Annotated in this window: 12 protein-coding genes and 1 pseudogene; 8 read left to right on the plus strand and 5 right to left on the minus strand. The window is 70.9% G+C overall.

Annotated elements, in window-relative coordinates; all coding sequences use genetic code 11:
* Window positions 1-3 precede the first annotated feature (3 nt).
* Complete coding sequence (locus HUW46_RS37890; RefSeq protein WP_215543514.1) at window positions 4-510, plus strand: hypothetical protein; 507 nt, start codon at window positions 4-6, stop codon at window positions 508-510.
* A 44-nt stretch (window positions 511-554) separates the two neighbouring features.
* Here the strand turns inward: HUW46_RS37890 and HUW46_RS37895 are convergent, their stop codons facing one another.
* Complete coding sequence (locus HUW46_RS37895; RefSeq protein WP_215543515.1) at window positions 555-1,406, minus strand: SAM-dependent methyltransferase; 852 nt, start codon at window positions 1,404-1,406, stop codon at window positions 555-557.
* A 141-nt stretch (window positions 1,407-1,547) separates the two neighbouring features.
* Here HUW46_RS37895 and HUW46_RS37900 point away from each other — a divergent pair, with 141 nt between their 5' ends.
* The 3 genes from HUW46_RS37900 to HUW46_RS48830 all read left to right on the plus strand — a co-directional run bounded on the left by HUW46_RS37900 (window position 1,548) and on the right by HUW46_RS48830 (window position 4,157).
* Window positions 1,548-2,492, plus strand: a complete 945-nt coding sequence (locus tag HUW46_RS37900) for an NADP-dependent oxidoreductase (protein ID WP_215543516.1) — start codon at window positions 1,548-1,550, stop codon at window positions 2,490-2,492.
* Between the two features lie 63 nt (window positions 2,493-2,555).
* Window positions 2,556-3,992, plus strand: coding sequence for a hypothetical protein (locus HUW46_RS37905; RefSeq protein WP_215543517.1), 1,437 nt, complete (start codon window positions 2,556-2,558; stop codon window positions 3,990-3,992).
* Window positions 3,993-4,028: 36 nt separating this feature from the next.
* Window positions 4,029-4,157, plus strand: a complete 129-nt coding sequence (locus HUW46_RS48830) for a hypothetical protein (protein ID WP_256451395.1) — start codon at window positions 4,029-4,031, stop codon at window positions 4,155-4,157.
* Between the two features lie 508 nt (window positions 4,158-4,665).
* Here HUW46_RS48830 and HUW46_RS48585 read toward each other — a convergent pair.
* Window positions 4,666-4,809, minus strand: a complete 144-nt coding sequence (locus HUW46_RS48585) for a hypothetical protein (protein ID WP_254125303.1) — start codon at window positions 4,807-4,809, stop codon at window positions 4,666-4,668.
* A gap of 10 nt (window positions 4,810-4,819) precedes the next feature.
* On the opposite strand from HUW46_RS48585, the pseudogene HUW46_RS49140 reads away from it, so the two are divergent.
* Window positions 4,820-5,311 (plus strand): annotated as a pseudogene (locus tag HUW46_RS49140) (chloride channel protein); the annotation flags it as partial.
* 70 nt (window positions 5,312-5,381) lie between these two features.
* Complete coding sequence (locus tag HUW46_RS48595; protein ID WP_254125306.1) at window positions 5,382-5,777, plus strand: chloride channel protein; 396 nt, start codon at window positions 5,382-5,384, stop codon at window positions 5,775-5,777.
* On the opposite strand, the gene HUW46_RS37915 is transcribed toward HUW46_RS48595, so the two are convergent.
* Window positions 5,764-6,849 (minus strand): YeiH family protein, encoded by a 1,086-nt coding sequence (locus HUW46_RS37915; protein WP_254126688.1) that lies wholly within the window; start codon window positions 6,847-6,849, stop codon window positions 5,764-5,766. The two genes, HUW46_RS48595 and HUW46_RS37915, sit on opposite strands and share 14 nt — an antisense overlap.
* A gap of 287 nt (window positions 6,850-7,136) precedes the next feature.
* Here HUW46_RS37915 and HUW46_RS37920 point away from each other — a divergent pair, with 287 nt between their 5' ends.
* A complete protein-coding gene (locus HUW46_RS37920) occupies window positions 7,137-8,132 on the plus strand; it encodes a TerC/Alx family metal homeostasis membrane protein (protein WP_215543519.1) in 996 nt (331 codons plus the stop codon).
* Here the strand turns inward: HUW46_RS37920 and HUW46_RS37925 are convergent, their stop codons facing one another.
* The gene (locus HUW46_RS37925; protein WP_215543520.1) at window positions 8,133-9,044 is read right to left on the minus strand and encodes an AraC family transcriptional regulator; all 912 of its coding nucleotides are present in this window, start codon (window positions 9,042-9,044) and stop codon (window positions 8,133-8,135) included. It abuts the gene before it with no gap.
* An 80-nt stretch (window positions 9,045-9,124) separates the two neighbouring features.
* On the opposite strand from HUW46_RS37925, the gene HUW46_RS37930 reads away from it, so the two are divergent.
* Window positions 9,125-9,970: an NAD(P)H-binding protein gene (locus HUW46_RS37930; RefSeq protein WP_215543521.1), complete on the plus strand. Its 846-nt coding sequence runs from the start codon at window positions 9,125-9,127 to the stop codon at window positions 9,968-9,970.
* A gap of 536 nt (window positions 9,971-10,506) precedes the next feature.
* Here the strand turns inward: HUW46_RS37930 and HUW46_RS37935 are convergent.
* On the minus strand, window positions 10,507-11,937 hold the full coding sequence (locus HUW46_RS37935) for a CoA transferase (protein ID WP_254125307.1): 1,431 nt from the start codon (window positions 11,935-11,937) through the stop codon (window positions 10,507-10,509).
* Window positions 11,938-11,999 lie beyond the last annotated feature (62 nt).

Here is an 11,999-nt window from a genome sequence, read left to right on the forward strand (position 1 = left end):
CACATGGTCCATGTCACTCTGCTCGTGGTCCACATAGTCACCGGGACGATCGGCCTGCTGCTCGGCCCGCTGGCGATGCGCCAGGACACCCGGCGCTTCGCTTCGGCCCAGCGCGGCACGGGTGTCCTCAGCGCCTGGTACCGCCCGGTGGTCCTCCTCGTCTGTCTCTCCGCGACGGGGCTGGTGGTCGAACGCCGCGGCGACCTGTGGTGGTTGGTGCCCGTCTCCGCGCTGACCTACGGCCTGGCCGTGCTCGCCAAGCTCTCGGCGCGCCAGCGGTGGCGCGGGTGGACTCACGGTTACGTGCACGGTCAGGGCGGGTCCTACCTCGCACTCGTCACCGCGCTGATCGTGGTCGCGCTGGTCGTCGACGGACCGGTCGCCGGTCCCGCCGAGCTGGTCCCGTGGCTCGCGCCGACGGCGATCGGCGTCGTTCTCATCGAAGTGTGGCGCCGCCGATTGAGCGGCACCCTGCCAGCCGGTGCCGACCGCGAAGGAGCGTCTACATAGGACGCTCAAAGGGTCAGGACTCGTCTACTGTGGACGGGTGACAGCTAGGGCTTGCGCGCGACGACCCCGGCGATGCAGCGCTCGACCTTGTTGAGCGGGTTGAGCTTCGGGCCGTCCGGCCACCAGTAGTCGCACAGCTGGAGCTTCGGCTCCTCGCCGGGGGCGGGCGGCATGATCTCCAGGCCGTCGATGAACTCGAGGAGCTGCTGTTCGGTCCGGAACATCCCCGAGCCCATGGGGCTGTGCACGAACAGCTCTTCCATCTTCCTGGCCAGGCCGCTGAGCTCGTCGGTCTCCGGGTCGAAGAAGTGGGCGATGACGACGAAGGAACCGCTGGGCAGCGCGGCGATGTACTCGCGCATGAGATCGGCGCCGTTGTCCGCCGTGTAGTGGTGCAGGGTGCCGACCTGGAGCAGTGCCAGCGGCTGGGTGAAGTCGATGTACTGGCGGACCGTCTCGTTGGCCAGCACCTGCGCGGGCTGGAAGATGTCCTCGGAGACGAAGTGGGTGTTCGGGTTCTCCTCGAGGATCGCGCGGCCGTGCGCGAGGACCACGGGGTCGTTGTCTACGTAGACCACCTGGGTGTCGGGGTCGACCCGCTGCGCGATCTGGTGGGTGTTCTCCGCGGTGGGTAGGCCGGAGCCGCAGTCGAGGAACTGCTTGATCTTCGCCTGCTGGGCGAGGAAGCGGACGGCCCTGGTCAGGAAGTTGCGGTTGGACCAGGCGAGGTCGCGGACCTCGGGTGCCTTCGTGGCGACTTGGCGCAGGACCTCGCGGTCGATCTCGTAGTTGTCCTTGCCGCCGAGTGCGGCGTCGTAGACGCGCGCGATGCTGGCGCGGGTGGGATCCACGCCGACCGGGACCGAACTCGGCGCCAGGTACTCGGACTGCGTCATCTCACCCTCGCAAACGGCCGTTGACCCGCTGGTCTCGCCAGAGTAGTGGCTCGGGTACGCGTAGTAAACTCAGGGGTTGGCCCGTTCGGGAAGATCGTTCCGGCGCGGAATTTCACCTCCGTGCCGGCCGTTGGACCGTGCGTGAAAGCCATCGGTGTCTTCGACTTCGGCGGCCCGGAAGCGCTGCGGGTGCTCGACCTGCCCGAACCGCAGGCCGGTCCCGGTGAGGTCCGCATCCGCGTGCACGCCGCCGCGGTGAACCCGACCGACGTGCTGCTGCGCACCGGCGGCCACGCCGTCCGCATGCCGGGGCGCGAGCCCCCGTTCGTGCCCGGTATGGACGCGGCTGGCGTGATCGACCAGGTGGGGCCGGGGGCCGGTGATCGGCTCGCGGTGGGGCAGCGGGTCGTCGCCATGGTGCTGTTCACCGGCCCGCGCGGGGGAGCCTATGCGGAGCGGATCGTCGTGCCCGCGGCGTCCGTGGTGCCCGCGCCGGAGGGTGCGGATCTCGCCGCGGCTTCGACGCTGCTCATGAACGCGCTGACCGCGCGCGTCGGCCTGGACGCGCTGGCGGTGCCGCGCGGCGGGGTCGTCGCGGTGACCGGCGCGGCGGGCGCCGTCGGTGGTTACGCGGTCGAGCTGGCCAAGGCCGACGGGCTGACCGTGCTCGCCGACGCCGCCCCGCACGACGTCGACCTGGTACGGGGTTTCGGCGCCGACCACGTCGTGGAGCGGGGTTCCGCGGTCGCCGAACGGATCCGCGAGCTGGTTCCCGGCGGCGTCCCCGGTCTGGTGGACGGCTCACTGCAGACGGCAGACGTGGTGCCCGCGGTCGCCGACGGCGGCGCGGTCGCCGAGTTCCGGGGCTGGGCCGGTCCCGCCGAACGCGGCGTCCGGGTGCACCCGGTGATGGTGCGCGATGCCATGGAGGACACCGGGAAGCTGGACGCGTTGCGGCGCCAGGCCGAGGACGGCGCGCTCACGCTGCGCGTCGCCAAGGTGCTCCCCGCCGACGAAGCACCCGAGGCGCACCGCCTGCTGGAGGCCGGCGGCCTGCGCGGGCGGCTGGTGCTGGACTTCTCCTGACCCGGTTGTCCGGAAGCGGCCATCACACCGAGGAAGTCCGCTTCCCGGGGGAGTGTTGGCGGCATGACCTATGTCGTGATCTTCCAGGACGGGCGGCTGGCCGAAGCGGTCGCGGCGACGTTGCGGACCGCGTTGTTCCGCGACGGCCGCGACGACGTGGTGCTGGTGCCCGCGCTCCGGGGCGCGGACTTCCTCGAAGCCGAACGGCGGCGTGGCGAGTTTTCCCAGGCGACCGTGATCGCCCGCGAGGGAGAAGGAGCCGACCGGCTCGGCCGGCCGGGATTCCTCGCGGTGCGCCCGTCCCGGCGCGGTCCGTCCACTCGCGACGGTGGGACCGTCCGGATCCCGGCGGACACAGTGGACGATCTGGTGCGGGGGATAGTCGCCTACCACCTCGTTCCCGTGCCGATCGGAAAGCGCCGTCGTACGGCCTTCTCGCTCGGCGGTGTGCTCGCCATCGGTAGCTGCCTGGCCGTTGTGCCGTCCCAAGCGGCCGCCGCGGAACCCGTGCACGAGGCCACACCACCACCGGCAGCGGTGCCGCTGTGCGTCAACGAACCCACCGCCGACCCGTGTTTCGGGTACTCGCCGGAAGAACCCGAGGCCGAGCCGCTGACGCCGGTGCGGCCGTCGCCCGCGCCGCCGGTCGATCCGTTCTTCCCCAGGAAGCAGTACGAGGACCTGAAGGAGGCCAACGCGGTGGCCAAGGGGATGGCCGGGGCCATCGGCCGTGTCGTCCTCGGCTACAGCGACGGGGCAGGCGCCTACGAGAAGGCCGAAGACGTCGCAAAACGCATCATGGTGGCGGGGTGCGCGGTGTGGAAGCCCGCGTGCTTGGGGGTGGAGGCCGTGCCGCCCGCGGTCGGCTGGGCGGCGGGTGCCGGTTCGGCCGCCGCGACGATCTTCCCCGAGTACGTGGCAGAGCTGCGCAAGAAGATCGAAGAAAAATGGGAAGAGGTCAAGAAGAACGCGCAGCGACCGGTGGTCGTGCCCCCGGGAGGCTACTGCAACGGGCCACCCGGTCCGTGCGAACGGCCGAAGAAGAAGCAGGAAGAAACGACCACGGTGACTCCGTCCAGCGACGTCACCAAGACCGTGCCCACGCGACCGCAAGCGCCGAAGCGGAAACCGGCTCCCGTCCTCACCGCGCCGTCGGTTCCGGTCCAGCAGCCTGCCGCGGTCCCTGTCGCGCCCGCGCCGTCCACTCCGGACCCGATTCCCCTCCCGTCCTACCAGGATCCGATGCCGAACCCCGTCCCGGCACCGGCGCCGTCGGCAGCCGCGCAAGCGCCCACCTATTCGTCGAACGGCCCGACGCCGTACGTTCCCAGCGGTGGCGGCTACCAGCCGCCCGACTACGGCCAGCCCGCGCAGACCGGGGGCAACGGACCCGGCTGGGGTGATGCGGGCGTGCCGCCGGACCGGCCGGGTGAGACGGTCGAGGTGAAGCCGTACCCGAAGCAGCGGCCGAGCGCTCCGGGCTACGACCCGCTCGCCTGACCGTGGTCCGCGCCGCGCAGCGGGGAGTGGGAGTAGATGGACGAGGAGCGCGACGAAATGATGGACATGGTGTTCTCCCGTACGGTCGCGGACGTGCCGAAACGGTCCGATGTGGACATCCGAAGAACGGGCGCTGGCCTCGCGCGGAGACGTGCCTGGTACTAGGAACCAGAGGCGAACGAGGCCGAGGACCCGTGGGGCAGGGGACGACTTCGCCCTGGACTGTTCTCGTGCACTGGGTCCCCACCTCCGCCCTTCGCTCGGTTCGTGCTGTCCCGGGGAGGGAAAACCCTTTCGCGGCAAGAAACCACGCACGTCGCCGGGACCGGTCCGTGTGCACCCAGTAGACCCTCCTGTGCGCTTACTGTCAAGTACTTGTGCAAGTGTTGTAGACAGCATTGGGGCGTGGCGTCCTCGCGGGGCCGTGTCCGGTTTCGCGCCGGGGGTGGGGTCGTGGTCCACTTCGGACGACGGAATCGCGGACGGCGTTCGTCTACCAGGGAGGAGCCGCGGGTGGGTGCGGACTCGTGAGCCGGTGGCATCGCCTCGGCGAACCCGATCGCGCTGCCCGGCTCCCGGTGCGGTTCGTGGTGGTCACCGTCCTGATCGGACTCGGTGCGGGTGCCGGTGGGGCGGGGCTGGCGTTGCTGCTGCACGTGGTGCAGCACCTCGCTTACGGGTACGCCGAGGGTTCGTTCACCGCCGGCGTGAGCGCGGCTTCGTGGTCGCGGCGGGTCGTGGTGATGGTGATCGCCGGGGTGCTCGCGGGGTTCGGGTGGTGGGCGGTGCGCCGGTTCGGGCGTCCGCTGGTGAGCATCGCGGCCGCGGTGCGCGGCGAGGATCACCGGATGCCGGTGCTGGCCACGACCTGGCACGCGTTGCTGCAGATCGTCACGGTCGCGCTGGGGTCGCCGCTGGGCAGGGAGGTGGCTCCCCGGGAGATCGGGGCGATGCTCGCGGGACGGATCGCCCACCGCGCGGGGCTCACGCCGCACCAGTGCCGGGTGCTGGTGGCCTGCGGTGCCGGGGCGGGGCTTGCCGCGGTCTACGACGTCCCGCTCGGGGGCGCGGTGTTCACGCTGGAGGTCCTGCTCGGCACGTGGTCGGTTTCCGCCGTGGTGCCCGCGATCCTGACAGCCGCGCTGGCGACCACGGTCTCGCTGGTGTGGCTGCCCGACACGGTGCAGTACCAGCTGCCCGATCTGTCGACTGGTCCCTGGCTGACCGTCTGGGCGTTGCTCGCGGGGCCGGTCGTCGGGCTGGCGGGGCACGGTTTCTCCCGTGCCGCGGCCGTCGCGCGGGAGAACGCTCCGCGCGGGCGGGCGTTGCTGCTGACCGCTCCGCTGGTGTTCGCGGTCGCGGGCGCGCTGTCGATCGGGTTCCCCCCAGTTGCTCGGCAACGGGAAGGGCCCGGCGCAGCTGGCGTTCGACAGCAGGCCGGGGCTCGTCCTCGCCGGGATCCTGCTCGTGCTGCGCGTGGTGGTGGTTCTGCTGTGCTTGCGCGGCGGCGCCGAAGGCGGGTTGCTCACCCCGTCACTGGCCAACGGGGCGCTGCTGGGGACGCTGCTCGGCGCGCTGTGGCCCGGTGTCGCGATCGGATCGTGTGCCGTGGTCGGTGCCGCCGCCTTCCTCGCGACCGCGCAGCGGATGCCGATCACCGCGGTCGTGCTGATTCTCGAATTCACCGGCGCACCACACGGTTTGCTCGTCCCGATCCTGATCGCGGTGGCCGGTGCGGCGGGCACGCAGCGAGTACTGACCGGGCCCGCGGTCAGAGACCGATGACGCGCGACGCGATCAGGACCTCGGCCAGCGCGGTGACGGTGACGACCGCCAGTGCCAGCGCGCCGACGAGGAACGGGCGGAACCCGCTCTGCCGCATGCGCCGCAGGTCGAAGTTGAGCCCGACCCCGGCGAAGGTCAGCAGGAAGGCCCATTTGGACAGGTTGCCGAGGCTGGTCACGTCGACCTTGGTGAACGCGCCCGCGGTGGCGAGCGCCGACACCGCGAGGAAACCGAGGACGAACTTCGGGAACTTCTCCCAGACGAACGCGGCCTTCGGCAGGAATCCCTTCCCGACCGCGGTGGCCTGGCCGCGCGTGGCCCAGTAAGACGCGAAGCCGAGTACCACGAATCCGATCAACGCGTTGCGGATGCTCTTCACCAGTACCGCCACGTCCTGCGCCTGCGGTGAGTACAGCCCGCCCGCGGCGGTGGTCTCCGCGGTGTTGTCCACCGCGAGCCCGGCCCAGTAGCCGTATTCCTGGTCGGACAGGCCGAGGCCGTGCCCGATCAGCGGGAAGGTGAACAGGGCGATCGCGCCCAGCGCGAGGATCGCCGCGATCGCGTACCCGGAGTCCTCCTCGTCCGCGTCGATCGCGCCACGGCCGGCGATGATCGCCGAGACGCCGCAGATCGCGGTGCCGATCGCCAGGAGCGAGGCGAGTTTTCCGCCCAGCTTCAACCACTTCGCGAGCAGCAGCACCACGGTGGTGGCGATCGAGACGTCGATCAGCACGAGCACGAGCCCGGTGCCGCCGAGCTTGACGACGTCGCCGAGCACGAAGCGCGCGCCGAGCAGCACGATGCCGGATTTCAGCCAGAACTCGTAGGTGCCGACGCCCGCCCGGAAGATCCGGGGGACGCCGACGGTGTTGCTGATGAGCGCGCCGAGCAGGATCGCCCACAGCACGTACTCGATGTCCGGGAGCTTGGTGCCGGTCGCCTTGCCGAGCGCGAGCAACCCGGCCTCGGCATACTTGCCGAACAAGCCGATGGCCACCAGCAGCACCAGGCCGGGCACCAGTGACAGCGCCCGCCGAGGAAGGCGGGACGGGGGCGCGGTGATCGCCGACATGGTCACCTCACCAGGGAATCGCCGGCAGCACGCCGAAGGCGGCGAGCACGACGAAGACTCCGGCCAGCGCCACCGCCGCCCAGTCCACTCCGACACGCCATGGGCTCTTGCTCATCGAGGTCTCCTCGCTCGGGTGCGCCCAGCATGGCCGAACCGTTGGTGTGCAAGGAAACCGTCCCGAATGGTGGACTACCGGCCCGATCACTCCGCTGTGGACCGAGTGGCGGGGCCGACGTGCGCCCGTAAGCTGGTGATCAGTCGTCCGGTCCTGCCTCCCGGGAGTGTGCATGCTCGACATCAGCGTTCTCACCTGGGTGGTGACGATCGGGTTCGTGCTGGCGCTGCTGGCGGTCGACCTGGTGCTGGCCGCGGTACGGCCGCACCGGGTCGGGTTCGCGGAGGCGACCGCGTGGTCGGTGTTCTACATCCTGGTCGCGGTCGGGTTCGGCGTGTGGTTCGCGCTGAAGTACGGGGGAGAGGCCGGTACCGAGTACTTCGCCGGGTACATCGTCGAGAAGAGCTTGTCGGTCGACAACCTGTTCGTGTTCGTGATCATCATGACCACCTTCGCGGTACCGGAGAAGCACCAGCACAAGGTGCTGACCTTCGGGATCGTGCTGGCGCTGGTGATGCGCGGCGCGTTCATCGCGGTGGGTGCCACGCTGCTGTCGTTGTTCACCTTCATGTTCCTGATCTTCGGGCTGGTGCTGATCTTCACCGCGGTGCAGCTGTTCCGGCACCGCGACGAGGATCCGGACGTGGAGAACAACGTGGTGGTCAGGGTCGCGCGGCGGGTGCTGCCGACCACCGAGCACTACGTCGACGGCAGGCTAGTGACCAAAGTGGACGGACGGCGGATGGTCACGCCGCTGTTCGTGGTGCTGGTGGCGATCGGCGGGGTCGACCTGCTGTTCGCGCTGGACTCGATCCCCGCGGTGTTCGGGGTGACCGAGGAGCCCTACGTCGTGTTCACCGCGAACGCGTTCGCCCTGCTCGGGTTGCGGGCGCTGTTCTTCTTGGTGAAGGGGCTGCTGGACCGGCTGGTGTACCTGTCCTCGGGGCTGGCGCTCATCCTGGCGTTCATCGGGGTGAAGCTGATCCTGCACTGGGCGCACGTGGACATCGACCCGGCCGTGCCGGAGATCCCGACCCCGGTCAGCCTCGGCGTGATCATCGGGATCCTCGTGGTGGTCACCGTGGCGAGCCTGATCAAGAGCGGCCGGGACCCCGAGGCGAAGGCGCATCCGGGTTCCCTTCGCGCTCGCGACGACGACGCCGACTGATCAGCGCGGTGCCTTGTCACGGTGCTCGCTCGGCCGCTCGCCGCGCAGCCGTTTGAACGCCACGCTCAGCGCGAAAGCGTTGGCATAGCCCACTTTCCGCGCGATCGCGTCCACCGTGTGGCCGGTCTCCCGCAGCAAGTCCGCGGCCAATGCGATCCGCCAGTTCGTGAGGTAGGCCATCGGTGGTTCGCCGACCAGCGCGGTGAACCGCCTGGCGAGCGCCGCCCGCGACACCCCGGCCTCGGCACCGAGGCCCGCCACCGTCCAGGGGCGGGCGGGTTCGTCGTGCAGCAGCCGCAGCGCGGTGCCCACCACCGGGTCGTCCAGCGCCCGGCACCAGGCGGGGGCGGTGCTTTCCGGGCGGCTGAACCAACTGCGCAGCGCGGAAACCAGCATCAGGTCGAGCAGCCGGTCCAGCACGAGCTGCTGCCCCGGCCGGTCACCGGCGATCTCCGCGGCCACCGCCTCCGCCGACGGCGACGGGTTGTCCTCGGATGGCACCGCCAGCACCGCGGGCAAGGCTCGCAACAGCCGCTCGCTGAGTTCGCCCCGGCGCTCGAAAGCTCCGCTGAGCAGCACGGTGGCCTCGTCGACGGGCGTGCCGCAGGTCCGTGCGCGCCCGGCGGCTCCGGCGCAGTAGTCGGCGCTGGTCACCACCAGCGAGGGCGGGGTCGCGGGATCGTCGGCCACCACGTACGGCACGTCACCGCGGACGACGGCGATGTCGCCCGTGCCGATGCGCACCGGTTCGTGCCCGTCGGACACGATCCACGCGTGTCCGCGCACCATCGTGGCCAGCGTCAGCGGGGCACCGCTGGCCATCCGCAGCGCCCACGGCGGCCGGATGACCGCCTGGCGGAAGACGGCGCCGCGGGCCCGCACGCCCGCCAGCAGTTCCGACACGACATCCATGCCGTCAGCGTAGACGGCCGGACATTGGAGGGAGCGTTCCAGCCATTGAGCATCTCATCTCCGGCCGATTGGCTGGGGGCATGTCAGAACAACCGATTCTCGTCACGGGCGCGACCGGCAAGTCGGGCCGCCGCGTCGTCAGCAGGCTGCGAGCCGCCGGGGTGCCGGTCCGCGCGGCGGCTCGCCACGCCGAGCACGTCTTCGACTGGGCCGACCGCGGTACCTGGGACGCCGCGCTGGACGGCGCGCGGTCCGCCTACCTCGTGCAGGTGGACGGCACGAAACTGGTTCGCCCGTTCGTCGAGCTGGCGGTGCGGCACGGGGTCGAGCGGATCGTGCTCGCCTCGGGGCGCGGGCTCGACGATCCGGACTACGCGAAGGACACCGGCGGTGTGCTGGAGGGCCTTCTCGACAGCGAAGCCGCGGTGCGGGAGAGCGGTCTGGAGTGGACGATCAGCAGACCGGGGTGGTTCGCGCAGAACTTCAGCGAGGGCTTCTTCGCCGACGACATCCGCGGCGGCGAGCTGCGGCTTCCCGGTGGCGACGGGGCGGTGAGCTTCGTCGACGCCGAGGACATCGCCGCGGTGGTGGTCGCCGCGCTGACCGAGGACGGGCACGCTGGCCGGAGCTACGAGCTGTCCGGCCCCGCGGCGGTGACGCTGGCCGAGGCGGTCGCCACGATCTCCGAGGCCGTCGGGCGTGAAATCCGCTACACGCCGCTTTCCACCGAAGGCTACGTAGCCGAACTCGTCCGCAAAGGACTGTCGCGAGTGGACGCCGAGGCCTTCGCGGACATCATCGAGCCGATCAGGTCGGGCACCGACGAGCACGTCTCCGACGGCGTGTGGCGGGCACTTGGCCGTCCGCCACGGACCTTCGCCGAGTTCGTCAAGTCCACTGTGGACGAAGGCGGCTGGCCGGGGTGACCCGGTGAGCGCGCCCGGAGTTCACCACACTACGCGCCGCCTGCCATGCGAGCAGGCTCGGGTTGCTACGCCCCGAAAGATGCTCCTATGGAGGTCGGGCCGCGGGGTGCTGCCGAAGGCTCATTTTGGGGCGTTGAGCGTCCCGATCTCGGCCCCCATGGCGGGCTGCCGCCCTGGCGCGTGTCCCCGAAGGTGGCCTTCGGGGACCAACGGAGGACCTCCGCCGCCGACCACCGCGCCCCGCACCCGACACCACTGTGACCTTCAGGGCACCGGCAAGCGGGAGGGCGGGCGTGCGAGGGGTGGATTTGCGGCGTTGAGCGCCCCGAAGGCCACCTTCGGGGCATGCGCGGCACTGCCCGCACGTGAGCGAGGGCCGAGAAAGTGGCGCTAGATTCCCCGAAGGTGGCCTTCGGGGACCAACGGAGGACCTGCACCGCCGACCACCGCGCCCCGCACCCGACATCACCGTGACCTTCGGGGACCTGAGTGCCCTGAGGTCACTTTCGGGGTATGCGCGCTGAGGCGGCCGTCCGCTACTCGCGGGGAAGCCATTCAGGGGCGGAACTGCCGAGGCGGGGAGTCGTTCCCGCCCAGCGGGGCGGGGTTTCGCTCATCCGGATGACGGGACCGAGGCTCTTGAGATCACCGTAGATCGTGTCGTCGTCCGTCGTGGCGTACCGCTCGAACTCGGCGGGGTCCAGGTGGCCGGGCGCGTCGGCGAAATCGTCCAGCAAACCTTGGCGCTGCAGGAACATCGCGGACCGGCAGAGCGAGACGTGCACGTGGTAGGAGCCGCCTTCGCGCACGCGGCGAGCCAGCGCGAGCATCGCGCCGTACGCGCCGAGGAACCCGGTGAGGAAGTCGCACAGGTACACCGGGGTGAGCCGGGGGCGGTCCTCGGTGCCCTGGACGTGGCAGACACCGGTGACGGCCTGGGCGACCTGGTCCCAGCCCGCGCGGTCGCTGAACGGTCCGCCGGGGCCGAAGCAGTCGACGGTCACGTACACCACGCCGGGGCGCAGCCGCGCGAGGTCACCGGGACCGAAGCCGTGCGCGGACATGCGGTGCGGACGGTAACCCTCGACGAACACGTCCGCATCGCCTGCCAGTTCCCGCAGCCGCGCGGCCTCGGCCGGGTTCGTGTAGTCGAGGTACGCGCTGCGCTTGCCGTGGCTGGTGTCGCGCACGAACGGCGGCACCTGCGGCAACAGAGGTGCGGTCACCATCAGCACGTCGGCGCCGTGTTCGGCGAGGCTGAGCGCGGCGGTGGGACCGGCGAGGATGCGGGTCAGGTCGAGCACCCGGACCCCGGACAGCGGCTGGCTTTCATCGCCGGGCAGGGGTTCCGGGGCGCTGTCGCCGATCTTGGTGATCTCCACGACCGGGCGTGTCGCGAGGTGCGCGCCGTGCGGGTGCGCCAGCCATTCCGCGGGTGTGCGGACGACACCGCCGCACGCGTCCGCGGCGGCGACGGCGTCTTCGAGATCGGCTGCCTTCCACTTCCGCACCGCGGCCCGCACCGAGCCGGGAGTGGGCTCGCAGCGCAGCACGTCCAGCACGCGCCGTTCGAGATGGGGGAGGTTGAAGTGCGGCAGGAACCAGCGGTCGTCCGCGGTCCGCCACGGCTGGGTGAGCGAGACCATGTGCTCGACGTCGGGCGACAGCGGGGCGGGGCGGTACCGGCCGTCCTCGCCGCGGACCAGCGTCATGTCCTCGCCACCGAGCGCGGTCGCGGCCGCGGCCCGGACGTCGACCGCGATCCGCTGGCGACGACCCGCGCGCAGCTGCCACAGGTCGTTCGCCGCGACCGCGCGCGCCGAGAGCGCGTCGGCGAGCGTGGACCCGATGCGGAACGGGGAGGCGAACAGCGGGTCCGAACCGGTGATCGCCACCTCGCCGCGCTCCGGGCGCGTGCCGCCGCGCAGGGCCATGAGTTCGTCGAACGCGTTGCCTGTGGTGTGCATTTCCGTTTCCTCGCTCGATCTTCCGGCCGGAGCCGGTGACCGTCCTTTTCGGAGCTTCCGCC

The organism is Amycolatopsis sp. CA-230715 (genome assembly GCF_018736145.1).
Classification (GTDB): Bacteria; Actinomycetota; Actinomycetes; order Mycobacteriales; family Pseudonocardiaceae; genus Amycolatopsis.

Coding starts and splice junctions, on each gene's coding strand:
- HUW46_RS37890 (WP_215543514.1), top strand. CDS start 4: ATGGTCCATGTCACTCTGCTCGTGGTCCACATAGTCACCGGGACGATC.
- HUW46_RS37895 (WP_215543515.1), bottom strand. CDS start 1,406: ATGACGCAGTCCGAGTACCTGGCGCCGAGTTCGGTCCCGGTCGGCGTG.
- HUW46_RS37905 (WP_215543517.1), top strand. CDS start 2,556: ATGACCTATGTCGTGATCTTCCAGGACGGGCGGCTGGCCGAAGCGGTC.
- HUW46_RS48830 (WP_256451395.1), top strand. CDS start 4,029: ATGGACGAGGAGCGCGACGAAATGATGGACATGGTGTTCTCCCGTACG.
- HUW46_RS48585 (WP_254125303.1), bottom strand. CDS start 4,809: ATGCTCACCAGCGGACGCCCGAACCGGCGCACCGCCCACCACCCGAAC.
- HUW46_RS37915 (WP_254126688.1), bottom strand. CDS start 6,849: ATGTCGGCGATCACCGCGCCCCCGTCCCGCCTTCCTCGGCGGGCGCTG.
- HUW46_RS37920 (WP_215543519.1), top strand. CDS start 7,137: ATGCTCGACATCAGCGTTCTCACCTGGGTGGTGACGATCGGGTTCGTG.
- HUW46_RS37925 (WP_215543520.1), bottom strand. CDS start 9,044: ATGGATGTCGTGTCGGAACTGCTGGCGGGCGTGCGGGCCCGCGGCGCC.
- HUW46_RS37930 (WP_215543521.1), top strand. CDS start 9,125: ATGTCAGAACAACCGATTCTCGTCACGGGCGCGACCGGCAAGTCGGGC.
- HUW46_RS37935 (WP_254125307.1), bottom strand. CDS start 11,937: ATGCACACCACAGGCAACGCGTTCGACGAACTCATGGCCCTGCGCGGC.